The sequence below is a fragment of the Pseudoruminococcus massiliensis genome (genome assembly GCF_900291955.1).
Classification (GTDB): Bacteria; Bacillota; Clostridia; order Oscillospirales; family Acutalibacteraceae; genus Pseudoruminococcus; species Pseudoruminococcus massiliensis.
Window position 1 is genome coordinate 1 of record NZ_OLMR01000007.1, and the last position, 25,273, is coordinate 25,273.

36 protein-coding genes and 1 tRNA gene are annotated in these 25,273 nt (G+C 35.0%); 9 read left to right on the plus strand and 28 right to left on the minus strand.

Translation table 11 applies throughout. The features are described 5' to 3' along the window. The 25 genes from C9914_RS08850 to C9914_RS11535 form a co-directional block, all read right to left on the minus strand. Positions 1-424, minus strand: a 424-nt coding sequence (locus tag C9914_RS08850; RefSeq protein ID WP_106764863.1) for a phage major capsid protein, incomplete at its 3' end; no start/stop codon positions are given. A gap of 6 nt (positions 425-430) precedes the next feature. Further along, positions 431-1,021, minus strand: coding sequence for an HK97 family phage prohead protease (locus tag C9914_RS08855; RefSeq protein WP_158707387.1), 591 nt, complete (start codon positions 1,019-1,021; stop codon positions 431-433). Between the two features lie 83 nt (positions 1,022-1,104). Then, the gene (locus C9914_RS08860; RefSeq protein WP_106764867.1) at positions 1,105-1,350 is read right to left on the minus strand and encodes a hypothetical protein; all 246 of its coding nucleotides are present in this window, start codon (positions 1,348-1,350) and stop codon (positions 1,105-1,107) included. A gap of 50 nt (positions 1,351-1,400) precedes the next feature. Then, positions 1,401-1,559: a hypothetical protein gene (locus tag C9914_RS11610; RefSeq protein ID WP_022264769.1), complete on the minus strand. Its 159-nt coding sequence runs from the start codon at positions 1,557-1,559 to the stop codon at positions 1,401-1,403. Beyond that, a complete protein-coding gene (locus tag C9914_RS08865) occupies positions 1,549-3,252 on the minus strand; it encodes a phage portal protein (RefSeq protein WP_106764869.1) in 1,704 nt (567 codons plus the stop codon). Before C9914_RS08865 ends, C9914_RS11610 begins: the two co-directional genes overlap by 11 nt. Before the next feature lie 13 nt (positions 3,253-3,265). Further along, positions 3,266-4,942 carry a terminase TerL endonuclease subunit gene (locus C9914_RS08870; protein WP_242972099.1) on the minus strand — a complete coding sequence of 559 codons (1,677 nt, stop codon included), beginning with the start codon at positions 4,940-4,942 and terminating at the stop codon, positions 3,266-3,268. Continuing rightward, entirely contained in the window at positions 4,939-5,406 is a 468-nt protein-coding gene (locus C9914_RS08875; protein WP_106764871.1) for a P27 family phage terminase small subunit, read from the minus strand. Before C9914_RS08875 ends, C9914_RS08870 begins: the two co-directional genes overlap by 4 nt. A gap of 109 nt (positions 5,407-5,515) precedes the next feature. After that, a complete protein-coding gene (locus C9914_RS08880; RefSeq protein WP_106764873.1) occupies positions 5,516-5,908 on the minus strand; it encodes an HNH endonuclease in 393 nt (130 codons plus the stop codon). A 460-nt stretch (positions 5,909-6,368) separates the two neighbouring features. After that, positions 6,369-6,773 carry an RNA polymerase subunit sigma-24 gene (locus tag C9914_RS08890; RefSeq protein ID WP_158707388.1) on the minus strand — a complete coding sequence of 135 codons (405 nt, stop codon included), beginning with the start codon at positions 6,771-6,773 and terminating at the stop codon, positions 6,369-6,371. Then, positions 6,733-6,993 carry a DUF3310 domain-containing protein gene (locus tag C9914_RS08895; protein WP_106764878.1) on the minus strand — a complete coding sequence of 87 codons (261 nt, stop codon included), beginning with the start codon at positions 6,991-6,993 and terminating at the stop codon, positions 6,733-6,735. Before C9914_RS08895 ends, C9914_RS08890 begins: the two co-directional genes overlap by 41 nt. Before the next feature lie 5 nt (positions 6,994-6,998). Continuing rightward, a complete protein-coding gene (locus C9914_RS08900) occupies positions 6,999-7,244 on the minus strand; it encodes a hypothetical protein (RefSeq protein ID WP_106764880.1) in 246 nt (81 codons plus the stop codon). A gap of 171 nt (positions 7,245-7,415) precedes the next feature. Further along, complete coding sequence (locus C9914_RS08905; RefSeq protein ID WP_106764882.1) at positions 7,416-7,760, minus strand: hypothetical protein; 345 nt, start codon at positions 7,758-7,760, stop codon at positions 7,416-7,418. Between the two features lie 38 nt (positions 7,761-7,798). Continuing rightward, the gene (locus C9914_RS08910) at positions 7,799-8,173 is read right to left on the minus strand and encodes a hypothetical protein (protein ID WP_106764884.1); all 375 of its coding nucleotides are present in this window, start codon (positions 8,171-8,173) and stop codon (positions 7,799-7,801) included. 1 nt (position 8,174) lies between these two features. Then, on the minus strand, positions 8,175-8,642 hold the full coding sequence (locus C9914_RS08915; RefSeq protein WP_106764885.1) for a VRR-NUC domain-containing protein: 468 nt from the start codon (positions 8,640-8,642) through the stop codon (positions 8,175-8,177). A gap of 76 nt (positions 8,643-8,718) precedes the next feature. Beyond that, entirely contained in the window at positions 8,719-9,615 is an 897-nt protein-coding gene (locus tag C9914_RS08920; RefSeq protein WP_106764887.1) for a hypothetical protein, read from the minus strand. A gap of 170 nt (positions 9,616-9,785) precedes the next feature. Then, complete coding sequence (locus C9914_RS08925) at positions 9,786-10,037, minus strand: hypothetical protein (RefSeq protein WP_106764889.1); 252 nt, start codon at positions 10,035-10,037, stop codon at positions 9,786-9,788. Positions 10,038-10,077: 40 nt separating this feature from the next. After that, positions 10,078-10,299 carry a DUF3310 domain-containing protein gene (locus C9914_RS08930; protein WP_106764891.1) on the minus strand — a complete coding sequence of 74 codons (222 nt, stop codon included), beginning with the start codon at positions 10,297-10,299 and terminating at the stop codon, positions 10,078-10,080. Between the two features lie 2 nt (positions 10,300-10,301). Continuing rightward, positions 10,302-10,520, minus strand: coding sequence for a hypothetical protein (locus C9914_RS08935; RefSeq protein ID WP_106764893.1), 219 nt, complete (start codon positions 10,518-10,520; stop codon positions 10,302-10,304). 54 nt (positions 10,521-10,574) lie between these two features. Beyond that, positions 10,575-10,958: a hypothetical protein gene (locus C9914_RS08940; RefSeq protein ID WP_106764895.1), complete on the minus strand. Its 384-nt coding sequence runs from the start codon at positions 10,956-10,958 to the stop codon at positions 10,575-10,577. After that, positions 10,958-11,926, minus strand: a complete 969-nt coding sequence (locus C9914_RS08945) for a hypothetical protein (RefSeq protein WP_106764896.1) — start codon at positions 11,924-11,926, stop codon at positions 10,958-10,960. The genes C9914_RS08940 and C9914_RS08945 overlap by 1 nt, the downstream gene beginning before the upstream one ends. Continuing rightward, positions 11,883-13,409: a PcfJ domain-containing protein gene (locus tag C9914_RS08950; RefSeq protein WP_106764898.1), complete on the minus strand. Its 1,527-nt coding sequence runs from the start codon at positions 13,407-13,409 to the stop codon at positions 11,883-11,885. The genes C9914_RS08945 and C9914_RS08950 overlap by 44 nt, the downstream gene beginning before the upstream one ends. A 9-nt stretch (positions 13,410-13,418) precedes the next feature. Next, positions 13,419-13,859, minus strand: a complete 441-nt coding sequence (locus tag C9914_RS08955; RefSeq protein WP_106764900.1) for a hypothetical protein — start codon at positions 13,857-13,859, stop codon at positions 13,419-13,421. A 377-nt stretch (positions 13,860-14,236) separates the two neighbouring features. Next, positions 14,237-14,461, minus strand: coding sequence for a hypothetical protein (locus C9914_RS08960; protein WP_106764902.1), 225 nt, complete (start codon positions 14,459-14,461; stop codon positions 14,237-14,239). A gap of 42 nt (positions 14,462-14,503) precedes the next feature. Continuing rightward, the gene (locus C9914_RS08965; RefSeq protein ID WP_106764904.1) at positions 14,504-14,704 is read right to left on the minus strand and encodes a MerR family transcriptional regulator; all 201 of its coding nucleotides are present in this window, start codon (positions 14,702-14,704) and stop codon (positions 14,504-14,506) included. 127 nt (positions 14,705-14,831) lie between these two features. Then, positions 14,832-15,020 (minus strand): hypothetical protein, encoded by a 189-nt coding sequence (locus C9914_RS11535; protein ID WP_158707389.1) that lies wholly within the window; start codon positions 15,018-15,020, stop codon positions 14,832-14,834. A gap of 121 nt (positions 15,021-15,141) precedes the next feature. Between C9914_RS11535 and C9914_RS08970 the strand changes: the two genes are divergently transcribed. Continuing rightward, positions 15,142-15,573, plus strand: a complete 432-nt coding sequence (locus tag C9914_RS08970) for a DUF2513 domain-containing protein (protein WP_106764906.1) — start codon at positions 15,142-15,144, stop codon at positions 15,571-15,573. A 284-nt stretch (positions 15,574-15,857) separates the two neighbouring features. On the opposite strand, the gene C9914_RS08980 is transcribed toward C9914_RS08970, so the two are convergent. Next, positions 15,858-16,052, minus strand: a complete 195-nt coding sequence (locus C9914_RS08980; protein ID WP_106764910.1) for a hypothetical protein — start codon at positions 16,050-16,052, stop codon at positions 15,858-15,860. Positions 16,053-16,301: 249 nt separating this feature from the next. Here C9914_RS08980 and C9914_RS08985 point away from each other — a divergent pair, with 249 nt between their 5' ends. The 4 genes from C9914_RS08985 to C9914_RS09000 all read left to right on the plus strand — a co-directional run bounded on the left by C9914_RS08985 (position 16,302) and on the right by C9914_RS09000 (position 19,428). After that, a complete protein-coding gene (locus C9914_RS08985; protein ID WP_106764912.1) occupies positions 16,302-16,736 on the plus strand; it encodes a helix-turn-helix domain-containing protein in 435 nt (144 codons plus the stop codon). A gap of 55 nt (positions 16,737-16,791) precedes the next feature. After that, positions 16,792-17,355, plus strand: a complete 564-nt coding sequence (locus C9914_RS08990) for an ImmA/IrrE family metallo-endopeptidase (protein ID WP_106764914.1) — start codon at positions 16,792-16,794, stop codon at positions 17,353-17,355. A 12-nt stretch (positions 17,356-17,367) separates the two neighbouring features. Beyond that, on the plus strand, positions 17,368-18,240 hold the full coding sequence (locus tag C9914_RS08995) for an HIRAN domain-containing protein (protein ID WP_106764916.1): 873 nt from the start codon (positions 17,368-17,370) through the stop codon (positions 18,238-18,240). A 159-nt stretch (positions 18,241-18,399) separates the two neighbouring features. Next, the gene (locus tag C9914_RS09000) at positions 18,400-19,428 is read left to right on the plus strand and encodes a tyrosine-type recombinase/integrase (protein ID WP_106764918.1); all 1,029 of its coding nucleotides are present in this window, start codon (positions 18,400-18,402) and stop codon (positions 19,426-19,428) included. 175 nt (positions 19,429-19,603) lie between these two features. On the opposite strand, the gene C9914_RS09005 is transcribed toward C9914_RS09000, so the two are convergent. Beyond that, positions 19,604-19,690: transfer RNA gene (locus C9914_RS09005), tRNA-Leu, on the minus strand. A 143-nt stretch (positions 19,691-19,833) separates the two neighbouring features. On the opposite strand from C9914_RS09005, the gene C9914_RS09010 reads away from it, so the two are divergent. Continuing rightward, positions 19,834-20,463 (plus strand): 4'-phosphopantetheinyl transferase family protein, encoded by a 630-nt coding sequence (locus C9914_RS09010; protein WP_106764920.1) that lies wholly within the window; start codon positions 19,834-19,836, stop codon positions 20,461-20,463. A 664-nt stretch (positions 20,464-21,127) separates the two neighbouring features. Here the strand turns inward: C9914_RS09010 and C9914_RS09015 are convergent. Next, positions 21,128-21,964 (minus strand): tRNA 2-thiocytidine biosynthesis TtcA family protein, encoded by an 837-nt coding sequence (locus C9914_RS09015; RefSeq protein WP_106764922.1) that lies wholly within the window; start codon positions 21,962-21,964, stop codon positions 21,128-21,130. A gap of 373 nt (positions 21,965-22,337) precedes the next feature. Here C9914_RS09015 and C9914_RS09020 point away from each other — a divergent pair, with 373 nt between their 5' ends. From C9914_RS09020 to C9914_RS09030, 3 genes are all read left to right on the plus strand, one after another. After that, positions 22,338-23,267 carry a magnesium transporter CorA family protein gene (locus C9914_RS09020; RefSeq protein ID WP_022264077.1) on the plus strand — a complete coding sequence of 310 codons (930 nt, stop codon included), beginning with the start codon at positions 22,338-22,340 and terminating at the stop codon, positions 23,265-23,267. A gap of 39 nt (positions 23,268-23,306) precedes the next feature. Next, complete coding sequence (gene udp / locus C9914_RS09025) at positions 23,307-24,071, plus strand: uridine phosphorylase (RefSeq protein WP_106764924.1); 765 nt, start codon at positions 23,307-23,309, stop codon at positions 24,069-24,071. 318 nt (positions 24,072-24,389) lie between these two features. After that, the gene (locus C9914_RS09030) at positions 24,390-25,118 is read left to right on the plus strand and encodes a hypothetical protein (protein WP_022264075.1); all 729 of its coding nucleotides are present in this window, start codon (positions 24,390-24,392) and stop codon (positions 25,116-25,118) included. Positions 25,119-25,273: the final 155 nt, after the last annotated feature.

Below are 25,273 nucleotides of genomic sequence, written 5' to 3' on the forward strand. Positions count from 1 at the left end.
ACGGAATTGTAAGAGTACCGCCGACATTATACTTTGTTGCAAGTTCAAAAATAGGGCAAATTTCTTTCACCTTATCAATAATCTTATTTTCAATGCTTGTTGGTATAATCGCACCATTAGCACCGAAGGTGAGATTAGTGTCAGCACGAGTTTCAACAGCCTTCGGATTACGGATATAGGCTTCAAAAAGTCTTGTTTCGGTTTCTTCTGTACTGTTCTTTTTATTATCAGGTTCGTCAATTTCAGCTTCTCTTATTTCTTTTACGGCTGAAATAGTCTTATTGAGCCTTGCAAGCTCTGCTTTGATTTCATTATAGCGATTAAGTTCGCTATCCTCAAACGCTCTGTTTTCTGTCTTTGCTTTGCTGATGAGAGCGTCTGCCTCGTCAAGTAGAGCATTTTTCTTTTCGATTAGTGCCTTCATAATAAATTACCTCTCTTTCAAAATTTCAAGTTCTTTTTCATAGATTTCTAAACTATTTGCTTTCGGTGATTCTTTTCCGATAAGCTTTATGTTTCCTGCAATTCCCCTTGTTTCAAAAACATTTGATTCTTCACCCCTTACTTCAACCGAAGTACCGAAATAAGCGGGCGTTTTGTCGAGGATTGAAACTTCTTTCAAATCAATGTCTTCAAGCGTTCGTCTGTCAAGCTCGCCCTCTTTGTCCCAAGTTTCGCCCTCTGCGATAAAGCCGAATGACCACCCACGCAACTCCCCACGCTGAGCCTTTTCGATAACCTCTGTATCACTGATTATTGCCCTCGCATAAAGACCAATATTATCTTCATAGAGTTCAAGGTTACTTGTGGTATCGCCTATTATTTTATCGTGATTAAAGCGAAGCTCTATTGGCGTTCCTCTTTTTATAGCCTTATCGAATGTGCCTGCCCTAACTCGCTCAACAAAGCTTCGTACCGCAGTTGCTCCCTTGCCTTTTGGCATTATGCGACTATCGCGCTCAACAGCATTCACATAACCGCTTATAACAGCCTCATTGTTACTTCTGATTTCGATTTGCAATATTCTCACCTACCTTCGGGTATAAAAATAGAGCAGTTTTAAGCCATACTCAGGGCATTAAAAAAGCACCCTTTCCAGAGTGCTTAGTTTCTTTTTATGAAGCGTTCTTCGATAAATCTGTGTACTTTCTCTTGATTATCCTCAGACAGTTCCTCGAATGACTTATCCAAATTCGCAGTCGCCGTGTATTCTTCAAGCTCATCAAGCTTATTTGCAAGTCTTAAAATCTCTCCGCTAAGTTGTATGGTTTTGGAAACATCATATATTCCCCATTTTTCTTGCAGATTTTCAAGAATTTTAATTTGAGATAGCAATTTTTCTTTATACATATTATCACCACCTTTCAGCCATAGAAAAACCGCCCTCAAGGAGCGGTTAATTATTCTTCTACTATTTCAAATTCATCAGGTGGATAAAGATAATCTTCTTCGCTATTGTCAACAATTCTGTACCATTCTTTTTCAACGGAAAGCACATCGTAAATTTCTCCATATGTAAGCGACACTGGAGAAGTTTCACCAATATATCTAACCTTCATCTAACCACCTCTTTACTTTCATATCGACTTTTTCACCATCTGCTTCGTACCAATGAAGTTCAGCAGTTCGGTTTTTCCCTTCAAAGACTACCGTTCCTTCGCCTCTGACTTTTTGCCACTCGTTAGCTTTTATTTTGTATGTAGATTCAAAATAAAATCTATTCCTTATTGGTGTATTAGTACCTTTACCTGCAAATACTCTAACCTTAGTTATTTTTGTACCTTCTGCAAGCTTTGTATGATTTCCGTTAGGAAGTCTCACAGGGTAATTTTTTCCTGCAGCACCAACACTTTTGCCAATAGTAATACCTCTTGACTTTATTATATCATTCTTATCCGACTTTTCAAGTCTTCTAGAAGATTTTTCGAAGGTTTTTCGCTTTGCTCCTGAACGAACTAATCTTCGTCTTTTTCCTTTATCGAATCTGCCGTCACTATCACGAGGCTGACCGTCCCAGCGTTGCTCTGTTTCCTCAATCATACTATCAGCAACCTGTTGATTTACATTCTGACCAAACATTGTTGTTTGATTTGTGTTCGGAGTATAGATTGTGTTTGTTTTCGGGTCGAGAAGAACATCTTGCAAGCCCAAGCGTATGAAATTAAAGCCAAGTGGTTTTAGGTCTTCTTTATATCGAACCTCATCAGCCTGTAAGAAATTATTTGCTAAACCTATTTGATATGCCTGATAGCGTTTAAGTATATCACCTTTGAGCAATTCTGTTGTATCAAAAGCAAAATAGTGTCTGTGCCTTTCGCTTTCTAAAAGCAAGCCCTGATTCAAAGCTGTTTCAAAAGCCCTTATAACAGGCATTACAGCCGTTTTAATCGCAGTGGTATAAGATTCATCGTTTGCTGTTCCAGCTATGACAGAGGGTGATAGATTAAAAATCTCGCATACATAATCGTTGTTTGCTTTCTTGTTTTCATTCAACTGCATTTCAACGCTTGTATTCGAGGATTCCTTAAAATCTATGCCATCATTCAAGAGCATCATATTATTTCCGTTGTTGCTATATAGCTTATTCCAAGCGTTTCTCAAGCTTTCCATTGCCTCATCACTTAGTTTTCGTGCAGATTTCAAAAAGCCTTTTTTGTTGCCACCATTTACAACAAGATATTTTTCAAAAATCATTGTTTTATAAATTACGGTGAGCAATTCGTTAGCCTCATCAATAACGCCTGTTCCAGTAACTCCATCTGTCGAGCTTCTTAAAACACGAATAAGCTCATCATCACGAAACTTTCTATCATAAATCATAAAATCGGCTTTTTTAAAAATCGGGTCCGAATTTTTCACGCAATTCACATTATTTTGCTTAACATATCTTAAAGATACAAATTGGTTTCTATGCCTTTCTGGATAAATGTATCCGTTTCCGAAAAGCAGATAATCTCTTACAACTGCTTTTTTAAGCTGATAGCAATCAAGTAAATCTCCTGTGGAATCATTAAGCAGGCTTACTCGCTTATCGTCAGTAAGTTCTTGCGTTTCATCACCACATTCGCAATATAACTTGATTGGCAATTCTGCAACTTTGCTTGAAATAAACTCAACGCAGGCAGCTAAGGACGGAATATTCATTGCTTCCGTTTCTGTTACCTTTTCAGCTCCGAGCATTGCTGTTAATGTAGTTGCAAGAGAATTGCTGTCAAGCATTCGCTTTTCTCTTATTCTTTGAAATACTCCCACTTTTTCACCACCTTTAAATTTGTACTGACCAAGCACTGTCGCTTAAAATTTCAAATTCATTCAGCAAATATACTGCATTTATCAAAGCCACAACCATATCAACTTTGCCATTTGATTTCTTTTTGTTTACATACTTATTTTTATTTGTGTCTTCTACACATTTGGCATTTTGAAAATTTATTTCAAGCAATTTATTCTCTTCATATTGAAACTGACCATCAATTATCTTTTCACGCAAAAGCTTTGTTGCTGGATGCAGTACGCTCGAATGTTGCTTAACCTCTACAGTAAGATTGGTATATTTTTGTTCCCATTTTTGAGCAGATGACATAGCGTTGTATCTATCGAATGCAATTCCGCAAACCTCAACGCCATATGTATCTTCAATGTCCAAAACAAATTGTTCAATAACTGCATAGTCAACAACATTATCTCCGCAAGCTATGCACTTTCCAGCCTCGATAAATGTTCTGTAATCAATCTTTTCACTGCGATTTTTAATATCAATCCTGCCTTCCGGTATAAAAGCCAGTACATCAGCAAGAATATTGCCGTAATCGTCAAGCGAAGCCATAGCCACGGCACAATTATCCGTTGTTTCCGCAAGGTCAACACCCAAATACACACGCCGACCTTGCCAGTCTATTCTATCAACCTTACATTTTTGTACCTCATCGACAGGGATATATGTTTCTGTTCCTATGCCCTGATAGATTATATTGCAGTGTTTAGTTAAGAAATTTTCTCTTTTCAGAGGGCTTTCTATTGCGACAGCCCTCTTTTTTACAAGGTCTTCCATAACCTCAGGAACAACCATAGCAAGCGGATTGCCTTGCATTATCACCTTATCATCTGACATCCAGTTCTTAGGCTCATCAGGTTCATATAACAATGAGAAAACACTATCATCTTGAATAATTCCATCAAGGACCTTTTTTGCATAAGCAACTTCATCTTCAAATGGATTGTTTACCGTTGGATACTTTGTGCTGATGATACAACCAAGCTTATTGAGTATCATAAGCTGACCTGAACGCATAGCCTCGAGAGGATAATTGCTTGTCAATGCTCCGACTTCATCAGCAACAAACGCATTCGGCAATTTACCGTCAAGCCTTGATGCAGAGAAATTTAGCGGAAAGTAATCATTTTGATTAAGCATGCAAAGTATATCATCTCTGCGAATCTTGAACTTTCCGTCAAGTGCAGAACTGCTCTGAATAATCTCTCTGATAGCTGTCTGTACTTCTCTCGAAAGTGAACCGTCAGGAGCAACGCTATAAAACTTTGAAAACTTCGGTTCTATAAAAAACAGAATTATAAAAATAACAGCTACAAGGAAGGTTTTGCCGTTTTTTCGGCATATCTCCAATATAGCTGTTTCATATCGTCTATGATTTTTATTGTCTTTATAAACAGTGCAAAGTACGGCGATTATCAGAAAGAATTGAAATCCTGCAAAGGCTTCATAGATTGTTTGTTGTGCTTTCAAACCTCTTGCCATTACAAGCAATTTCAAAATATTATCAATTAAATCTACTGTATCTTCGTTAATGCAGTATTTTTCCGATTTTCCGTCAGCAATTTTCAAAAATTCTTTGCACTGAATTATGACATACTTAGGAGCAATAATTTCACCCTTGCAAACCTCACTGGCGTATTTATAGCTTTGATGTTCCCGAATTTTCACGAGCTATCAGCTCTTTTCAAAATCTGCAAGAGTGGGTCCGTCTGTTCCTTTTTCTTACTAAGGTTAAGGCTTCCTATTTTTGCTCTTGCTTGAGGAGATAGGCTCAGCTCGTTGCAACATCGAAAAAATTCTTGTGTATAAGCTTTTCTTGCTGAAATGATGTCTTTATCTGTCATCAATGTAGGAATTGAGTTTATTTGCTCATCAATAGTGCGAAGTCTGTCTATTGTAATAGCTGTTTGAGACAGAATATATACATCAAGCTGGCCGAGAATATCTGCCCCATCACTATCGAGGACACTCTTTATATACTCAAAAATGACTTTCTGATTTTCTGTAAGATACGCAGGAATTTCAATATTTGAATTACCTTTGAGGCGGTTTTCGGCTTCTTCACGCTCTTTCGTTTCAGCTTTTGTATTGTGTCTGCTTTGTGTTTTTATCGACTTTGCAGGTCTTGCCATCAGACCGCCTCCTTTCAAAATTTCATTTTGGGAATTGTTTGTGTATTGTTGGCTCCGCGTTAGGTGTTCCGTTATATAAGATTTAAGGTCAAACACCTTGGGGGGAGTTCTAAGTAATTGCTTTAATAAGGACATCTGCTTCTATTTCCCCATTATCAGCCATACGATGATGTAGCGAGCATAAGGTAATTAAATTATCATCATCAAGTCGCTTATCAAAATCAACAACAATCGGTATGATATGATGTACAGACAGCCCAACAGTATTCAATCTCTTAGCAGTATTCCTAAGCCCTAATAAACACGCAACACACATATAATTATCACGCTTTTTTATATATTCACGCTTATGTTGCCATTGCTTAGACCACCTGAATCTTTGTATCTCTTTATTCTCTTCTGTAAGTTTTTTCTTATAGTATTTTCGCTTTGGTTTTGGCTTTAACTTACATTCCTCCCCTTGTTTATGTATTCTGCCACAGTATTGACAAGATTTAAGCATAAACTCATCTCTTTTCGTAACAACACAAAAGCCGCCCTATTGGACGGCTCTCATGCAAAATAACTAAGGAGGTGCAAAAATGCAACTCGCACTTGGACCAGGTAACGCCCTGACGGGCGGCATACTCTCATGCGGTCACCTCTATCGCAGTAAGCCTCTGAGGTTAAGTGCTGTACATCTGCGATTATGGCATAAGGGTGTCGTTGTCATCGTCTTATGCACGCTAAGCTATCCGGATAGCTACAACAAAGTTACTGGTGGCAGCTTAGAGGCTTGCACTCTCACTCAGATTTTGAGTTGTACTGTACAGCTGCCGTATTGCACCGCATTGGCGGTGCGTATCGTAACATATAGAAAGAAGTACGCAAGTTGTTGGCGGTGGAGTGCTTAGCATAGTAGCTTCACACTCTCGTCCGCCCTCATCTCACAGTTTAATTATATTTCATTTGCATACTGAAATTCAATGAAATTTACTGAAATGCTTTAAGCTTTTGCCGTGAATATTATGAACTTGTCGTTCAGTGTAGTGCATCATATTCGCTATCTCCATCCAGCTTTTATTATTTATGTATCGCTCTGTTAAAAGTATTCTTTCGACTGGGTCATTTATCTGCTTTATCTCATTTCTTATCTGAGATTTTAAATCTACAAGCTTATCAATTTCAAGATTTATTTCATTCTGCAAATCTACTATTTTATCTATGATTCGCATAGTATTATTCTCGCCACCAGATTGGACTTTTTCTGAAATTACAGGACTTGAAATCGATGTAGCCATAAGCTTCAGACTATAAAGCTCCGACTGCTTTGCGTTAATAAGCATATCAAGTACCCTTGCCTGATTCAGATATTCTTTCGCCGTCATTCCAGTCACTCCTTAACTCAAGATACTTATTCAAGTACCAAATTGCTTTTTTAATATCCTCGTCACCGTTCTTGTTCTTATGCCTGTAAAGATACTTGAAAGCGTTGCAGATACAGAAGTTCTGCACTGCCTCTTTGCCTTGGGTTTCAAGCATTACCTCTATGCACTCAAACTTGCCAGTATAATGCGTAGGGTGATTTACATTATCGTTGTCGTTCATTCTGCTTACTCGCTTTCATCTTCATAATTTTCACCTTGCCACATGCCTGTTTTGGAATCATAGAAAATATAACCATTTACTGCAAGCTTGTCGAATACATAATTAATTAATCCCGGTCTTTGAGAAATCCATTTAAAAACTTCATCGTTTTTATAACTATATTTTTCGCCCGGCAAAGTTCGCCTAAGCGGAGGCATTTCTTTTGCAATGATTAACCTTTTGTCTTTAGACTTCGCTTTAACTCTTGCCATTATTTCAACACCCTTTAATTCCGCTCTCGAATTTTTAATAAATTCAATATGGTTTTATAGTATTCTGATTATGTTTATTGCTATTTTACACTAAAAGTATGTACCAATAACTCTAATTTTCAGCATATAAAAACCGCACACCATATCAAGAGTGTGCGGCATAAACTAATACTATTTTTTTCTGTCCAATAGATAATAAAATCTTCTACGGATTTTCCAATACAAGTACTTTCCACAAGGGATATTTCTTTTTATAGACAGATATTCGTATGTAACATTTTCATTTGTTATTGCTTCAAGCATAATCGGATATATTATTTCAGTATTATCTCCGTATATCTCAATGATAGCTTGATGTAATGTCAACTCGAGCAAATCACAATTCTTTCTGTACTGTACAAAAAGTTCTTTCGTCTTCGGTTTCTGCCAATCCCAATATTGTAGACACCAGTTATATAGTTCTCTGTATCTGTATTTCGATATGTTGTCAAGCTTTAAATCTCTGTGTTTGGGCACGACAGACACCTCCATATTCCGCTCTCATCTTCTTGTTTTTAATCTTCAACTTCTAATGATTGCTTTTTAGTTTCAGAACGCTCAATTTTAATTTTACCGCTTGCAGTTCTCGAAATCTTTGCTTTTATTCCATTAGCAATATGTAGCGAAGCAGAGTACATTTTCCAATATGCTACTTGTTCTACAATTTCACGCATAAGTTTTATACTTTCATCTGCAATAGGAATATAGCCATTCTCTGTACAATCAGGGCCGAATAGTTCATAAATAGTATCTGTAGCACGCTGTATTTGGCTTTGAATTTTTCGTTCTCTTTGAGCACCGTCACAATTACATTCTTCATTAAGTGAAACCTGTCCGCAGAACGGACAAACGCCTTCAAAATTGATTTTCTTATTTTCTTTATCACTCATTTTATTTTCCTCCACTTAAATATTTTGTTATTACTTCAACCGCCTGAGCACAGCCAACACAAACTACAGCAACATACCCTTGATTGTTTAACGCTTCAAGCCATTTGCTTTGATTGTCTGTTGCTTTATTTTTGCCTGCTTTCATCTCGATATATAGTCCATGATATTTTCCACGAGGAACTGGCAAACATATGTCCGGCACTCCTGATTTAACACCTTGCTTTTTTAAATTTGCAGCCTCTTGTTTATTTCTGCTTCCGCCATTTGGAATATGATGCATAAGCCGCAACTCTGGATATATCCCATATTGATATGATGCCCAACGGAATAAAGCTTCTTGCTCGGCGGCTTCGTGCTGTGTGTGACTTTTATGTAATTTTGCAGAACTTAAAAAGCCTATTGCTTTACAAGGCAAACCACAAGAAGAACATATACAGCCATCAGAAAACTTACTCTTGATTTCGTACATCGCTCTACAATTCACGCATTGTAATGCAATATTTTCTGTTTTTCTTTGATGATTCTCTTAGTCAATTCTTTACTTGTTAATCGTCTAACCAATCTTTTACCTCCCATCGTGGTACTGTTTGTCCGTCTGTCTTATACATTATGACCGACATATACCAGTACCCATTATACTCATTGTATCTTGCATAGCATTTAACAAAGCGATACCCCTTATATTTCCGCTCCCAATATGCTGTATCGTCTAATCTTTCCCTTGCGATTCTTGCCAATCCACGAGTTGTAATTTTATTATCTTGAATCGTAACTTTTGGTTTCGCGAGATTTCTCGAGCAGACATAGCGTTTAGAACCTTGTGGGTCTTTAAGCATATATTTAGCAATAGCTTCGGGTCCAAACTTATCAGGCTGAAAACGGTCTGCGTTTGTTCTGATTCCATTCTGCCACATTGCTTCAAGTTCTTTTCTTGAAATACCGCCAGTAAATATTATGTGGAAATGATAGTTATTACAGCCTTTCAATTCTCCTGTTTTGTATGTAACACATTCAATGACATATATGTACTTAAAAGGAGCCTCTAACTTTTTCTTTTGTTTAAGCAATTCTTCTCTTTGCTCTGCAAGAATTTCTATTTCTGGCAAAGCTTTCAGAGCTTCCTTAACCTTCACTAATTCTTTCTGTCTTCGAGTTTTAAGCCTGCGGAAATAATTTGTTAAATCTTTACGAGCTTGCTTTTCATCTTGTGGAGCATTAGTTGGCTCGTAGGTTGGGTGCATAATTATATCATCTTCATCAAAATTTGCATTGATTAAGCGTATGAGCTTTTTCTCAGCTTGTTTTTTGTTGTATCTCTTCTGTTCCTCTGTAGATGGTTTAGCTTTTGGTGCTCTTGAGCTTACCCTCCTTCCATCATTCCAGACAGGAAAAGAATCTATCTCTAACAATCTGCCTGATTTTGTTTTTTGCTGTCTAATCATTTCAGTGTACTCCTTATATCGTCGATAAGATAATATACAATACAAGACCCCAATGGGCATTATGCCCGTATTATATTGACGAATTACCACTGCTATGATATAATTTAATTGCATTCAGCAAGTGGCTTATATGTCACTTTTGGCTCGTCCGTTCGGAGCGGACGAGCTTTTTATTTTCCTATATACTGCGAAAACAGCTTATCTGTAAATTGGATATCCTCTGGTTTGCGTTTTTCAATATGTCCGTCCTTAAACTCCAAAATTCCAACTGTACCTTTAACTACGCCAGAAACATCTTCTTTCAAAACGGCTATGTGTATGTAACTTTCTTCGCTCCAACAATGAAACAGTGCTGGTGTTGAACCATCAACAATACATGGGCGTATCTCTTTTTTGACTGTAATGTCCATAAGATTTGACATATTTTTCCTTCTTTCATCTTAGATAATTTCGTTTATAATTTTAATTTTCTTGCAATTCAAGGTATTTATTTAAGTACCAGACTGCTTTTGCAATATCTTCATTACCGTTCTTGTTCTTATGCCTGTAAAGGTATTTGAAGGCGTTGCAAATGCAGAAGTTCTGTACCGCTTCTTTTCCCTGAGTTTCGAGCATTACCTCTATGCACTCAAACTTTCCAGTTTCGTAATGCACAGGGTGATTTACATTATCGTTGTTATTCAACACTATTCCTCCTTATTCAGATATGATACTTGACTTGGACTTACAATAGTGACTGAATGAAGACTTTTATCCATAAGTTCCGCAGAAACATCAAGCTTACCATTCTTCATACGATAAATAATGCCAGAAATATAGGCATATTCCAACCTGTCACCATTCACTCGTTTAAATATAACTGGTTTTCTATTTACAAGTGCTTGTTTAAGTTCTTGACTTGTCATAATATCCTCCTATGAGTAATCCGAGAACGGTTTTTCCGCTCTCGGATTTTTTCTTTACCATGTTTCAATGATTATCTTTCCTGCTGACTGTCGAGTTTTCGCTTTAGCTGTTATACCTCGATAGTACCATTTTCCCCAAATCTTATTCTTTTGTGTTGGAGCTATTAAGTCTATGCCACGCTTTCCTTTATAATAGCGAGCCTTTATTACTTCTTCGTCTAAGCCACTTATTTTCGCCCATTCTTTTACTGTATGAACCTCATTGCGAATCTGGATTTTGATATTTCTAATGTCAACCGAAGCGAATAAGTCCGCTCCCGTTTTACCTTTTTTATATCTTTCTCTTACAGTATCATATTTAAGACCTGATATTCTCAGCCACATTCTGACTGTATTTTTAGTTCCGTTTATTTCAATTTCTTCATCAAGCCAACTCATCACAATACCTCCAGCTTGTCCTCAAATGATTTTATAAGTATTTTGATTTTCTCACTACAAAACTTAGCCTCATCGGAAGATATATTATTAACAAACTCAATCATCGAATTAAATGCACCAATACAGTTTTTATAATAAGCTTTGAAAATTTCTTTGTTATCAGCATCAGAATGCTTGTTTTCGGTGCGTGCTTTTTCAACCTCATTTTGCAAACTACTAATTCGCTGATTGAAAGCATCTCTATCAGCTTGAAGCTGTTGTTTGATTTTCAAATGTTCTTTTTCAAAGTCTTCTTTTTGCTTTGCTTCTGCTTTTGCGTGTTCATCCTTAAGCTTAGTAACACTTTCGGAGAGCTTTTCATTTTCTTTTTGAGCTGTACTAAGTTGCTTTTCAAGTTCTTCAGCTCGTTTTTTAGACTCTGTATCTTCCTGTACAGACACTTCAACCGGACGGTTTTCGAGTTCTTCTATTCGCTCATTGGCGGTAGACAATTCGAGCGTTGTTTGCTCATACTTGTTTTCAAGTTCATTGTTGCGCTTTTCAATTTCTTTAATTTTCGCTTGAAGTTCTCGATAACTAACATTGTTTACATCTACAACATTAACGATTTCATCTTGTTCAACATGAGACAAACTCGCAAGCAAGGATAATTTGCTTATTCCGATTTGTCCATACGTCTGGATTTTATCCTCCGATAGATTTTCTACTATGGTTATGTATTTATAAGCATTGCTGCGTTTCATACCAACCATGTTCTCGCAATAATCTTCAAATGTTTCATAGCCAAAAGCAGTATAAGCTTTACCATCACGCATTTTTTTGAGTCCTTGACACATTTCGATAATGTTCTGCTGTGCAAGCTCGGCGGAAGCAATTATATGTTGATGTAATTTGCTCGCTTCAATATATTGTTTTGATAACACATCAGGCTGTTTTGATGCAGACTGCATTTCTTTGATTTCGCTCATTCTTTAATTCCTCCAAAAAATCAGTGTACCGTTTTTCAAAATCAATAATCTCATCTGGTTTAGCACAAGTGGCCTCATTTTTGTAGCCATGACACTGTATAATCTGATAATCATTGCTAACCTCGACTGTGAAATAAGGCATATCTGGCTCATCTTTTTTGCGTATGAATAAAATATTTGTTTTTCCATCAGCGTGACGCTGAACATAACCGCCAACACAGTGCTGCAACATCTTGCCTTCAAGTATTATTTCCGTTCCGCTTTCAGGGGCTTTCATAATAAGCTCATTTGTTTCAAATAATAATGGTTGTAATTGCTTAAAACGATTTTGTATCTGCTCTTCTTGATGCTTTTTAGCGAGGAAATTACTTTCTGCTAACACTCTGTCATGAGCAGCTTGTAAATTTTTAGGCTTAATTTCTCCAATACCTCCAATACCTCCAGGCAATTTACTTGCCATATAAAGATAGTCTTTCCATTGAGATAATCTTTGTATTGTCTTGGCATAGCTGAAAATTTGGTTCATGCTTAGATTCGTTAAATTTTTTATTTCTTCTATATAATCAATTCCAAATCTATAAATTATTTTTACAATTTCAGCTATGTTATCAGCATTAGGCATATTTTTTATAGCGTATTGATACACTTTTAATTCTTGTATATTGCATAATTTCACAAGGTTTATGTCTTGCTTTCTTATTCCAAGCATTTTAAGCAAATTATTGCTTTTCCATTTGATTATTTTTGAATTGCTCAATCCCAACACAATATCATTCGCAATGCCAAGGAAGCCTGCTTTTACGATATATTCAAGATTATTGTGCTTAATATACTTGATTAGATATTCTATTTGTGTATATGCTCTACTCGAAAATGTTTCCATTTCACTATATTTTAAATCTGTTTCATATATCTGTTCAGGGGTTATTGCTATTGAGTCCTCATAACCTGTATTTGTCATATAGCTCCATTGTGGTAAGCCTTTGTCTGTTTTTAAAGGATGCCAAATATTATGTCGCAAATTGCTATCGTAGGTCCAGTTAAATCTTTGCATATGATTTTTTTTAAATACATAGAGATATTGATTACTAAGATAATAATCAGGCTCAAACTCTTCATTGCAAAAGGATTGATAAGCTTTTATAACAAAAGCATATAGCCTTTGTTTGTAAGCTGTATAAACTATAAAGTGCCCTTTGTTTTTTAAAGTTTTATGACCTCGGCCAGCAGATTTTGCAACAACTTGCTTTCCGCAATATGGGCAAGTATATAATTGATTATGTTTCCATATAGCTGGAACGGAGAAGGTACGCATATCTGATGAATTTTTCTGCCATCGGTGACAGCTGGTGCAGTAATATTCAACACCGTTTTTTATGCGTTCATAAAAAGCATACTGGGGAAATTCATCTGCTATGGCATTTTCTTGTTCTCTGTTGATTCTTGGTAAGTTTTCAAGCAGGCTATTAGCATTAGGTATCATACTGCCACCTCACCAATCAAGAAGACTATCAAGTGATAGTGATAGGTTTTCTTTGTTAGATGTAGACTCTAATTCATATTCTGACATTAGAATTTTCATATCAAACTTAATAACTGCTCCTGGAAAATAAAACTGAACAGCTTTGCTGTAAACTTCAAAATCTGAAACGGCATTGCCAAAATCTTCGGAAATCGTGATAAGACAATTAATAAAATCATCACCATCAATAACGGCTCTTGCAAATTCTTCTGATTGTTCACAAAATGCAATGAGTGCATTTGCAGTAGGTTCTGCAATAACTTTAGCCTTTTGACCAAGTTTTTTTGCTTCAAAAGACTTGATTTTTTGTTTTGCTTGTTCTAAAATAGAATTAGAATTTTTCATAAATCTTTTTGTTTCCGCTCCCGAAGCTGCAACTTCTGGGGCGGATTTTTCTTTTATTTCTGACATTGTTATTTCTCCTTTTACTCATCGAATTTATAACTACATGGTTTGAATTTACTCATGTAAATACGATAATCTCGCTTTTGGTATATTTTGTCTGCAAGCATCTCAAAATCATAGCGATTTTTGCAAATCTTATCAGCCTTAGCTGCCAGCTTATTCATCTTCTTTTCTAACTTTGTAGCTTTTTTCTTTGCAACTTTCTTTTTGATTTTTAAGCAAATATTCTTGCGAAAATATTTAAATTTACCCGTTTTTCTCGCCTCTTTTCAGTTTCTTATCGCAACATGGGCATATATAGCACTTAGTGCTTTTAGTAAGCACGCTTATATTCCATTTGTTAGAACATTTTTTACATACCCTATATTTATAACCGTCATTTTTCATAATTCTGAAATTTCGCCTGTATATCTGTTTTTACCTTGTTTAGATAACATATTGCCAATGTATCTGCGTCCAGCAATATCTATTAGTGTTAGATAAGTGCTCCATGCCTCGAGAGGATTGTCATATTCTTTGCTTGTACTTTTTACTGTCACTATGTATTTATTACTATCCTGGCAATATTGCATACTGATTCCACGCCATTTAGCTATTATTACGCGCATTTAAACTACTTCCTTTTGTCCATACGTCTGGATATTAACTGTCTATATTTGGTTTGCATTATTTAATCCAAGATATTCCTGAAATTCCTTTGGGTTTATGTAGTATGTATATCTACAACCACCGCCCATATTAGTTGCAAAACCAAAAGGCAACAAGTTTCTTTGCAAGCCTATTCTTACAAACTGTGGGCTCACGCCCATTATCTTTGCCGCCTCAGCTACGCTTATTCTTTTTGAAGACATAACCTCACCTCCTTTTATTAATTAAACAACCTATTGTTAGTGACAAATATTCTGAGATAACCAACAAAAAAATATGACTTAAATTATGAAAAGGGTGTGGTTCAATTAACTCCATTAGGGAATACCTTTATTTCTGTTTGCCTGAACCCTTTACCCAATAAGAAACCAAATCCATAATCATCTCCAACATTTGCTCTGCGAAGTTGTCTATTATCTTAAAGAAATAGACGGCTATTATTTTACCTGTTATCAAAGAAGAAAGAGCAGAAACAATAACTACTAATAAGGTTGTTCCTAATATTACTATTTTCCTCACCCCTCTCACTTTTCTTACTTGAGTGCATATTTTCCTCACAAACAATTATAAAAAGTATTGAATTTTATATATCCTTGCAGTAAAATTTCAATATAAATAATTGAAAGCGAGGTGCAATGCTATGAAACTGAATTACGATTGTGTCAGAGATGTTCTTTTAAAACTTGAAGAGATTTTAACTTGTGAATACTCTGACGGTACTATCTCTATTGAAAGTATGAACATTGACAATCTGTATCAGGCTTTATCTGATGATTATAGTGTAGAAGATATTTTTTACAGTGCTTATAATCTCGAGCAAGCAGGGTTCTTAGACGCTAATTTTTTATTTGGAGATGGGCGTATTGTTGATGGTGTAATTTTCAACATTACTTATTCAGGACATCAATTTTTACAACAAATTCGCCCTAAAACCGTTTGGGATAAGTCAAAATCTGTGTTTAAAAATATCGGTACAATATCTGTTGATATTATAAAATCAGTAACAAGTACAATTTTAACCGATACGATTAATCACTATATTCATCTTCCTGATTCATCAAATTCAACCTGATTTTGTAATAGGCAGCGTGAAGCTTTTAAGTTTCGCATTGCTTATTTCTTTTTATGCAAAATTTCTGATGTCAAAATTTTGACTATCTCGTTCTTGCACTTTTGCATTTCTACGTTATCTAATTGTATATTGTGCTTCTCAATGTAATAGGTAATAAGTCGTAAACCCATTTTATATTTAAGTATTTTCCATATAGCTAATATCAACAGAACTGTCAAAACGATAATTACCACTGTCTGCATTTCATCTCACCCCCTCTCATGTTCAAATCGTTTTGAAACATTTTATTGCTTTTCGAAAAGATATCGGAGTTCCAATTCTGGAAACAAGTTATCTTTTACTATAAAAGCTTCTTCTATACTAAAGCTACGTTCCTGAACTTTTGTACGAAATGTTGCTTCCGGCATATGGACTAATGCTGCCGCTGCATTTATTGATATACCTTTTCTTTTTAAACATTCATTTAAATTGATATACATATAAATTCTCCTTTCGCTTTATTTTTTTAGAATTTGAACGCTTTTTCGTTCTGTAAATATATTATATACTCATTTTCGTACAAAAACAAGTAGTTTTGTACGCATTTTCGGTTTTCTACTCTTTGCACAAAGACAAATTTAAAATTTATATATTTCGTACAAATTTAATATATTTATACGCAATTTCGTATATTTGTATTGATTTTATAAATTCTTTGTATTATAATTAAAATAAAGTGAGGTGGTAAAATGGGCTTCGGGAAATTATTAGAGGAAAAAATGAATAAAAAAGGCATAAAACAGGCTGAGCTCGCTGAAGCTGTTGGAATACCTAAAACTACATTAAGTAGTATGATACTTCGAGATAATACCAAAATTGAAATTGAAAAATTTTTGCAAATATGTGAATATCTTGACTGTGACCCAGAAGAATTCTACAATGAATTTCGAGAGCAAAGCAAAAAAAATATGCCACCAAGTTTTACACAAAAATATTATGCGTTAGATGATTTTGGACGAGATGTTATTGATACAATACTTGACAAAGAATACGAACGTTGCACAACAGTAAAAGTATATAGGGCTGCACATTCGGAAGATAACCATGAAGATGAAATTGTAAAAATGTCAAAAGATGTATTGGAAAAATTAAAAAACGCTCCAATGACAGATGAAGATTTATAATTTAATTAAATAAAAAATCACCTCAAAGGGTATACTACCTTTGAGGTGACAAAACTTGATATATGGCAAATATAAAAATATAAGAAACGCAAGTTGGCAATGCATAATTGATTATAATATAACAAAGCTGCCTATAAGTCTTGTGTCAATAGCAAATAAATCAAATATACAAATAGTTAAAAATAGTGTTGTAAATTTGCTTAGGGCAACTGAGCGTGGAATATCAGTTTATGACGGAGACAAATGGCTTATTGTTTATGATGATAATATTAAGACTTCTGTGAATCGTTTCACGATAGCTCATGAATTTGGCCACATATTCCTTGGCCACGAACTAAAAAAAGGCTATTATGCTCGAACATTCGATAACAAACCAGAAGTAGAACAAGCCGCAGATATGTTTGCCGCTCGGTTACTTGCCCCAGCCTGCGTTTTGCACGAACTACACGCAACAACTGCTGAACAAATAGCAGAAGTATGTAATATATCTATGTCAGCGGCGAAAAATCGTGCAGAGCGAATGGCAGTACTCGAAGCAAGAAACAAATATTATTTTCATCCACTAGAGCGCAAAGTGCGACAGCAATTTGATGATTTTATAAAGCAAAAATTGAATTAAGGAGATGTATCTATGGGAGATTTAGTAATTGTTTTAATTATATTGGCTTGTATATTACCTTTTATTTTACTTATCATATTCAATCTAAAAAACAATAACATACGCTATAACGCACAAAAAGTAATGCAAAAAGTATGGTATAGTAAGTATAAAACAACTAAGCAGCTTGGCAATTTATATATTGATGAAAGAAAAAAATACTGGTATGTTTATGGATATGATAGAGCTTATCGTTATTCTGATATAGTAAATTTTGAAATTATTCAAAATGGTACAAAATATAAAACAAAAAATGGTATTACAAGAGCTGTTGTTGGAGGTTTATTATTCGGTACAGCAGGAGCGGTTGTTGGAGCAGGTACAGCTCAAAAAGAGTCTATAGTCAATAATATGTCTATTAATATTAGGGTTAATGATGCAAACAGCCCATTGGTATCTATCATCTTAATATCCGAAGCTGTCAATACATCATCAACTACATATAGCAATACAGTACGACTTGCACAGCAAATCATTGCTCAATTATCATACATGAAAAATAATGCAACTCAAACAATTACTATTGATAAAAATAAATATTCAATAGATACGAGAATTGCTGGTGTAAAATGTACTAATGACAAAGGCAAAGAAATACAGGCTATATTACCAGCATTACACAAAGGTGACAAGTTAATTTTTGTGCGTGAACCTCAAAATGAATATGATAAGAATGCAATAAAAGTCATATGTGATTATCAACACATTGGATATATAAAATCAGAGCTTGCAGAAAAGATTGCTCCTCTGATGGATTGTGGCCGAATTCCAAAAGGAATAATAACTGAAATAATAGTCAATAAAAATGATAAATCATATAGCTGCAAAATTCATATAAACATATAAAAACCGCTCCCATCGAGTACCAATCAGTGAGAGCGGGAATCATTACAACGGGTGCAATGATACGAATTTCGCAAAAATATTGTATCATACCCTTGTAAATTTTTCAAGTGGAGTTTACAAGGGATTTTTGCACTCTTTTTTAAGAAAAGGAGTGTTAATATGAGATTACCAAACGGATATGGCAGTGTATATAAACTTTCTGGAAAACGAAGAAAGCCATACATTGCACGAAAAACAAGAGGCTATGACGATAATGGCAAACAGTTATATTCTATCATAGGCTATTACGCTACTCGTCAGCAAGCTTTACAAGCATTGGCAGACTATAACTTCAATCCATATGACCTTGAGCTTGGAAAGATAACCTTTGCCGAAATCTATAAAAAATGGTATGCGGATGAATTCAACGAAGACACGAACAAGTCTACAAAGCGAAACTACGAAGCTGCATATAAAAACTGCGAAATACTTCATAATATGAAAATGTTAGATATAAGACCTATTCATATGCAAAATGTATTAGACAACTTACATTTGAGTTATGCAAGTGTTAAAAGAGTGCATATCTTATTTAATAAAATGTTCCGCTGGTGCATACAACACGACTGCATAAAGAAAAATTACGCAGAATGTTTGAAAATCAATGTGAAATACGATTCTAAGCCCAAAAATGCATTTTCGACAGAAGAAATAAATCAGCTTTGGAAAGCTCAGAAAATAGATAGCTTAAAAATAGTGCTTATGCTAATATATAGTGGTGTTCGAGTTTCAGAACTTCTGAACTTAACAAAGGAAGACTTACATATTGATGAACAATATTTTTATGTTCGTGCATCTAAGACTGACTCAGGTATACGAATCGTTCCGATAGCTGATAAAGTCCTTCCATTTTGGAGGTATTTCCTTGAACATTCAACATGTAAATATGTAATTTGTACCGAAGATGGCAAAAGAATGACATATGATAATTTTAGAAAAAATTATTTCAATAATCTCATGATTAGTCTAGATATGAATCATACTATACACGAAACTCGTCATACTTGTATAAGTCAGCTTGTGCAAAAAAATGCTAATCAAACAGTTATTAAGAAAATAGTCGGTCATAAATCAATAATGAATTTAACCGAAAAAGTATATACTCACATTGAAATTCAAGAGCTTATAAACACAATAAATTTAATCTAAATTCAGCCATAACACCCGTATAGCTTTAGCAACTGTACGGGTGTTTATTTTGTTAGTTGCTTGTTAGTTATTTGTTAGTTATATATATCTTATAAGCCTGTTTTTAACGAATTTAGAACAAAGAAAAAATCCCATAAACACTGCATTTTCAGTATTTATGGGATTATAAAAGTTATGGTGCGGATAACAGGACTTGAACCTGCATGAATTTGCATTCATATGGACCTGAACCATACGCGTCTGCCAATTCCGCCATATCCGCATATTTAAGATACCTAAATATTATATCAAATATCTTATAAAATGTCAATTACTTTTAAGCTTAAAAATCTGAAATAGCAAAGATTGTAAACAATCAGAAATTTTGCTATAATAAATTAACAATTATTTTGAGGACGATTTATTATGATTAATGTAAAATTATTATTTGTTGATACTTCTTGCGAATTTTCAAGATATAAAAAATATCTTTCTTTTTTGCCCAATGAAAGATTAGAAAAAATCTCCCGTTTCAGATTTGACAAGGATAAAATACTTTCTTTATTTTCAGGCTTATTGATATGTACAGAGGCATCTAAACAAGCGGGTATTAAATCTAATGAAATCCAGTTTGAATATAATGAACACGAAAAGCCTTCAATTAAAAACTTTTCGGAATTTCATTTTTCGGTTTCTCATTCGGGGAACTGTGTCGCTTTCGCAAGTGATACTTCACCAATAGGAATTGATGCAGAAATAATCTCAGATGCACGAATAGAAATTGCAAAACGCTTTTTTTCGGAAAATGAATATAAGTATATTCTCGAAAGTGAAAGCCAAGGCAATGCTTTTTATGAGATATGGACGAAAAAGGAAGCCTATGTCAAATTCCTTGGCACAGGGCTTTCCACTCCCCTATCATCTTTTGATGTTACTAATAAAAATCTTAGCAGTAAATTCTATACAAAGCAAATTTCTGAATATATGTTGAGTATATTTTCTGAAAATCAGAATCTTTCTGAAAACAACATTAAAATTGAAATATTAAATTACTGATAAGCTTAATATTTATCGTGCTTTATCACGCAATGAATAAAATTCTTTCCAGATACCGCCGAATTTTTCAGCTTTGAATTTTACTACTGTGTTAAAATATGCTTTGAGCTTTTCGGCATCGTCTTTTGTATCCTTGCATACTGCATTGTTGAGGTTTTTTACTAAGTTAATAAACTTATCTAAGACAATTAAAAATTTTGCTCAAAGCAACGTGCCACCGCGGTCAAGACGCGGAATCGCTCGACAAGTCTCACTCGTAGTGAATATGAGAGGTTTACCCACGCGGAGAACTAAACTACCGATAACTAATGCACTTCCCAAAGACAGATAAAAGTTTTGCTCAAGCTTTTTCAAAAGCTTGCAGGGTCGAGGGACGGAGTCCCTTGTGGGTTTTAAGGGCGAAGCCCTTAACTTCTCTTGCCCCAAAAGGGCGGACAAAGTCCGCCCTTAATAACTAATGTTGCTAACGAAAGAGAATGAATCGGCGGATAAAATCCGCCGATTTTAAGAAAAAATAAATGTTGGGCAAAGCCCAAAGGTGTTTCGCTCTCTGCGGAGAGCGACAAGGGCGTTGCCCTTGACCTATGAGCCTTTGAAAAGGCTCAAGCGAAACTTTTAAGTGTCTTAAGGAAAGTACAGTAGCTATATTGGAGGTAAACAATTTTTAATAATTATCTAAAAAAGAATGTTCTTCACCATTCGATTTATAACCAACCATCGTATCTAAACAAACTGAATGTATACTATTGAAAATACTTTTCTCGATATTTGGATTGTCTTTCTTTAATTTACGGATAAGCTCCTTTACTTCCTTTCGCTTTGATGCTCCTATTCCATCCTCACTTTCAGCAGATTTCTCTGTGAAACGACAAGCACACTGGATAAACTCCAGATGATTATATTTTTTCCAAGCTATTATATCGTCCTCGTGTACACAATAAAGCGGTCTGATAAGCTCCATACCCTCAAAATTTGTGCTATGAAGCTTTGGCAACATAGCTTGAAGCTGAGAACCATAAAACATTCCTAATAAGGTAGTTTCTATAACATCGTTAAAGTGGTGTCCAAGTGCGATTTTATTACAGCCAAGCTTTTTAGCTTGACTGTACAAATGACCTCTACGCATTTTAGCACAAAGATAACAAGGATTTTTTTCGGTTCTATCGGCTATATTAAATATATCAGTTTCAAATATTGTTATTGGTATTTCGAGCAGCTTTGCATTACTCTCAATCTTTTCTCGATTAATGCTATTATAGCCAGGGTCCATAACAAGAAATACAAGTTCAAAGGGAAAATCACTATGTCTTTGAAGCATTTGCAGAAGTTTTGCCAAAAGCATGGAATCCTTTCCACCAGAAATACAAACAGCTATTCTATCTCCCTCTTGGATAAGTTCATATTTCTTTATTGCCATAATAAATGGTACCCATATTCTTTTTCGATAGGTCTTGGAAAGACTTCTTTCTATCATCTGACATTGGCTAAGTTCTTTAGACATAAAATAATCACCCGAATTTTTTAATTATATTAAAGTTTATTTTAACACAAACATGAACTTTAGTCTATAATTTTGCACAATTAAGATAGTGTTTTTGAGTGATTTATTTTTCTTATAACTAAAAATAAATCTTACGAAAAACAAGAGTCAATATTTCGTAAAATTCTTGCGTTTCGGCGAATTTATTGGTATAATATATTAAGAAAATGTTGATTTGCTTTTGATTTTTTTATATTTTAAACTATGAAAGGGGTAAACATTATGGGCTCTGACCCGTCTGTCGGTCGAATACGGATTGCTATTATTTATGCTATAAACAGAGCACATAATGTATTTTGTGCTCTGATTTGATTTTGTTAGGAAGTGCACAAAAATGATAAGCTACTATAAAACTATTAACAATAGAATTGAGGCTATTGATAATTATGAACCAGGCTGTTGGATAAACTGCGTTGAACCTGAGGGGGACGAGGTTGCAAGTCTTATAAAGGATTTTAATATTGAACCTGATTTCTTCAGGGCATCTCTTGATGAAGAGGAAAGCTCTCATATAGATAATGAAAACGGAGTTACGCTTATAATTATAGATATTCCTGTTGTTGAAAAGTTTAACAAGAGTATAAGATATGCTACCATGCCTATCGGCATTATGATTACCCCAAAAAATGTTATAACTGTTTCTATTAAGGAAACTCCTATTCTTAGTGAATTTTCCGAGGGCGTCGTTAAAGATGTCTTTACTAACTATAAAACTCAATTTGTTTTTCATATAATGCTCAGAGTTGCAGCGAGATATTTGCAATATATTAAGCAGATTGATAAAATCAGCGAGCATGTAGAAGAAAAAATGAAAAAATCTATGAAAAATAAAGAGATTATCCAGCTTTTTGAAATTCAGAAATCGCTGGTTTATTTTTCGTCTTCACTAAAGGCTGATGAAATTACTCTAGAAAAGCTTATGCGTGGCAGACATATCAAGCTTTATGAGGACGACCAAGACCTTCTTGAAGATGTTCTTATTGAAATTAAACAGGCAATAGAAATGGTTGGAATACACCTTAACATTATGTCAAGCACAATGGATACTTTCTCATCTGTTATAAGCAACAACCTTAATTATGTTATGAAAGTTCTTGCTTCTTTGACACTGATTGTTTCTATTCCTACGGTTATCTCTGGCTTATATGGAATGAATATTGATGGAGGACTTCCATTTGATGATTTCTGGTGGTTCCCATTCGTACTATCAGCTATATTGATGATTTCGGCTTTTATAATTCTCAAAAAGAATGATATGTTCTGATTGTATAAGGTACTTTTTATATAAGGAGGCTTATGAGTTATGAATGAAAATGTGCTTTTTCATTTACAAATTCCTAGAACGGTTAAGGCAAAATATGCTATTCTTCCGGGAGACCCTGCTCGTGTATCAAAAATAGCCTCTTACCTTGAAGATGCGGATTATCTCGTTTCAAACAGAGAATATACTACTTATTTTGGCACTCTTTGTGGTGAAAATGTTTTGGTAACATCGACTGGTATAGGCGGTCCATCTACGGCTATTGCCCTTGAAGAGCTTCATATGCTCGGTGTAGATACTATCATTCGCGTTGGAACTTGTGGTGGTATGCAAGAAACTGTAAAATCGGGCGACCTTATCATAGCTACTTCAGCGGTTCGTGCGGAGGGTACTTCTAAGGAATACGCTCCAATAGAATTACCTGCTACTGCTGATTTTGAAGTTACATCAGCTTTAGTTAAAGCTGCAACAAAGCTTGATGAACATTATCATACGGGAATTATACATAGTAAAGATTCTTTCTATGGTCAGCATAATCCTGCAACTATGGCTGTTTCATATGAGCTTGAAAACAAATGGAAAGCCTTTATAAAATGTGGTGTACTCGCTTCTGAAATGGAAACAGCAGCTCTTTTTACTGTTTCAGCAGTGAGAAATATTCGTGCTGGTTCTATTCTACACGCAATATGGAATCAGGAACGCAGAAAATCTGGAGATAATTCCGAAAATATCAATACTAAAAATGCCGTTCTTACTGCTATTGAGGCATTAAAAATAATTATTGCTGAGGATAAGATGATAAATTAGCATAAGTTTAACAATAGGTTTATTAAACGATTTTATATTTTAAGAACAAAACACTTTTTCAGGGAACCCCCTGCGAGGGTTCCCTACGAAAAACATTCCACTGGAATGTTTTTCTACCCTCCTGCGCTCAGAGAAGCATAAAGTATTTCGCTCTCTGCGGAGAGCGACAAGGGCGTTGCCCTTGACCTACGAGCCTTTGAAAAGGCTCGAGCGAAACTTTTAACTGTCTTAGAGAAGTTTATTTTATACAAAAAAGCATTGTATAATATTATTTTTTCTGATATAATGGATATGATTGATTTTTTTGAGGTGGTATCCATGAACGAAATATTGAACAATAACATTGCCAACAATGAAAAGAGTATAGTTGAAAAAAAGCTTACTTCTGAAATGGAGCTTGAACAACTTAAAGAGCGTTTACACGAAGCAGAGCTTGAGCTTTCAGACAAAAAGACTTCCTTAATTGAAATTACGGCCGCAAGAAACGCTCTATATAAATCGGTTCAGTCACTACAAATGCAGCTTGCAGATGTCACTGCACAGCGTGAAAACGATATACAGGCATATGAAGCAGAACTTCGTCTGCGTCTTGAAGAAAAACACGAGTTGCAAGAAAAATACGACTTACTTGTAATTAAAGCAAAAAGATATGATGACTTGCAAGAAAGTCTTATGAATATAAAAATGAAGGCTGAGGCTCGTGCCTTAGGCGTTATTGATGAGGCTCAGGAAAAGGCTATGGACGCTGTCAATGTTATTGACACGATTGAAAAAGAGGTTAATCTATTTCGTGAGGATATAGCTTGGCTCAGGCGTGATATAAAGATTGGTACTATAACTCTCGATGATAGGCTTGATACTCTATATAAGCGTATTTGCAAAAGTATGGATACCTTGACTAAAATTAAAAATAATTTCTATACGAGCAATAATATTCCGCTCGGAAATGAATTTGATGAAAGTTCTGAAAATCCTATTCCGAATATAAAATATCCTGATGAAGAAGATATTCAAGAGGAACAGACTGACGCTGATAAAAAGGTATAAAGCACAAGGAAAATTTATTGCTAACAAAAGAATTCATCGGTGGACTTCGTCCACCGATTGGAAAAAAATAAATGTTGGGCTTCGCCCAAAAGCGTTTCGCTCTCTGCGGAGAGCGACAAGGGCGTTGCCCTTGACCTACGAGCCTTTGGAAAGGC

What these genes read in the sequence shown, in the direction of transcription:
- C9914_RS08860 (WP_106764867.1), bottom strand. Translation starts at nt 1,350, where the DNA reads ATGTATAAAGAAAAATTGCTATCTCAAATTAAAATTCTTGAAAATCTG.
- C9914_RS11610 (WP_022264769.1), bottom strand. Translation starts at nt 1,559, where the DNA reads ATGAAGGTTAGATATATTGGTGAAACTTCTCCAGTGTCGCTTACATAT.
- C9914_RS08875 (WP_106764871.1), bottom strand. Translation starts at nt 5,406, where the DNA reads ATGGCAAGACCTGCAAAGTCGATAAAAACACAAAGCAGACACAATACA.
- C9914_RS08880 (WP_106764873.1), bottom strand. Translation starts at nt 5,908, where the DNA reads ATGCTTAAATCTTGTCAATACTGTGGCAGAATACATAAACAAGGGGAG.
- C9914_RS08890 (WP_158707388.1), bottom strand. Translation starts at nt 6,773, where the DNA reads ATGACGGCGAAAGAATATCTGAATCAGGCAAGGGTACTTGATATGCTT.
- C9914_RS08895 (WP_106764878.1), bottom strand. Translation starts at nt 6,993, where the DNA reads ATGAACGACAACGATAATGTAAATCACCCTACGCATTATACTGGCAAG.
- C9914_RS08900 (WP_106764880.1), bottom strand. Translation starts at nt 7,244, where the DNA reads ATGGCAAGAGTTAAAGCGAAGTCTAAAGACAAAAGGTTAATCATTGCA.
- C9914_RS08910 (WP_106764884.1), bottom strand. Translation starts at nt 8,173, where the DNA reads ATGAGTGATAAAGAAAATAAGAAAATCAATTTTGAAGGCGTTTGTCCG.
- C9914_RS08915 (WP_106764885.1), bottom strand. Translation starts at nt 8,642, where the DNA reads ATGTACGAAATCAAGAGTAAGTTTTCTGATGGCTGTATATGTTCTTCT.
- C9914_RS08920 (WP_106764887.1), bottom strand. Translation starts at nt 9,615, where the DNA reads ATGATTAGACAGCAAAAAACAAAATCAGGCAGATTGTTAGAGATAGAT.
- C9914_RS08925 (WP_106764889.1), bottom strand. Translation starts at nt 10,037, where the DNA reads ATGTCAAATCTTATGGACATTACAGTCAAAAAAGAGATACGCCCATGT.
- C9914_RS08935 (WP_106764893.1), bottom strand. Translation starts at nt 10,520, where the DNA reads ATGACAAGTCAAGAACTTAAACAAGCACTTGTAAATAGAAAACCAGTT.
- C9914_RS08940 (WP_106764895.1), bottom strand. Translation starts at nt 10,958, where the DNA reads ATGAGTTGGCTTGATGAAGAAATTGAAATAAACGGAACTAAAAATACA.
- C9914_RS08945 (WP_106764896.1), bottom strand. Translation starts at nt 11,926, where the DNA reads ATGAGCGAAATCAAAGAAATGCAGTCTGCATCAAAACAGCCTGATGTG.
- C9914_RS08950 (WP_106764898.1), bottom strand. Translation starts at nt 13,409, where the DNA reads ATGATACCTAATGCTAATAGCCTGCTTGAAAACTTACCAAGAATCAAC.
- C9914_RS08955 (WP_106764900.1), bottom strand. Translation starts at nt 13,859, where the DNA reads ATGTCAGAAATAAAAGAAAAATCCGCCCCAGAAGTTGCAGCTTCGGGA.
- C9914_RS08960 (WP_106764902.1), bottom strand. Translation starts at nt 14,461, where the DNA reads ATGCGCGTAATAATAGCTAAATGGCGTGGAATCAGTATGCAATATTGC.
- C9914_RS08965 (WP_106764904.1), bottom strand. Translation starts at nt 14,704, where the DNA reads ATGTCTTCAAAAAGAATAAGCGTAGCTGAGGCGGCAAAGATAATGGGC.
- C9914_RS08970 (WP_106764906.1), top strand. Translation starts at nt 15,142, where the DNA reads ATGAAACTGAATTACGATTGTGTCAGAGATGTTCTTTTAAAACTTGAA.
- C9914_RS08980 (WP_106764910.1), bottom strand. Translation starts at nt 16,052, where the DNA reads ATGTATATCAATTTAAATGAATGTTTAAAAAGAAAAGGTATATCAATA.
- C9914_RS08985 (WP_106764912.1), top strand. Translation starts at nt 16,302, where the DNA reads ATGGGCTTCGGGAAATTATTAGAGGAAAAAATGAATAAAAAAGGCATA.
- C9914_RS08995 (WP_106764916.1), top strand. Translation starts at nt 17,368, where the DNA reads ATGGGAGATTTAGTAATTGTTTTAATTATATTGGCTTGTATATTACCT.
- C9914_RS09000 (WP_106764918.1), top strand. Translation starts at nt 18,400, where the DNA reads ATGAGATTACCAAACGGATATGGCAGTGTATATAAACTTTCTGGAAAA.
- C9914_RS09010 (WP_106764920.1), top strand. Translation starts at nt 19,834, where the DNA reads ATGATTAATGTAAAATTATTATTTGTTGATACTTCTTGCGAATTTTCA.
- C9914_RS09015 (WP_106764922.1), bottom strand. Translation starts at nt 21,964, where the DNA reads ATGTCTAAAGAACTTAGCCAATGTCAGATGATAGAAAGAAGTCTTTCC.
- C9914_RS09020 (WP_022264077.1), top strand. Translation starts at nt 22,338, where the DNA reads ATGATAAGCTACTATAAAACTATTAACAATAGAATTGAGGCTATTGAT.
- udp (WP_106764924.1), top strand. Translation starts at nt 23,307, where the DNA reads ATGAATGAAAATGTGCTTTTTCATTTACAAATTCCTAGAACGGTTAAG.
- C9914_RS09030 (WP_022264075.1), top strand. Translation starts at nt 24,390, where the DNA reads ATGAACGAAATATTGAACAATAACATTGCCAACAATGAAAAGAGTATA.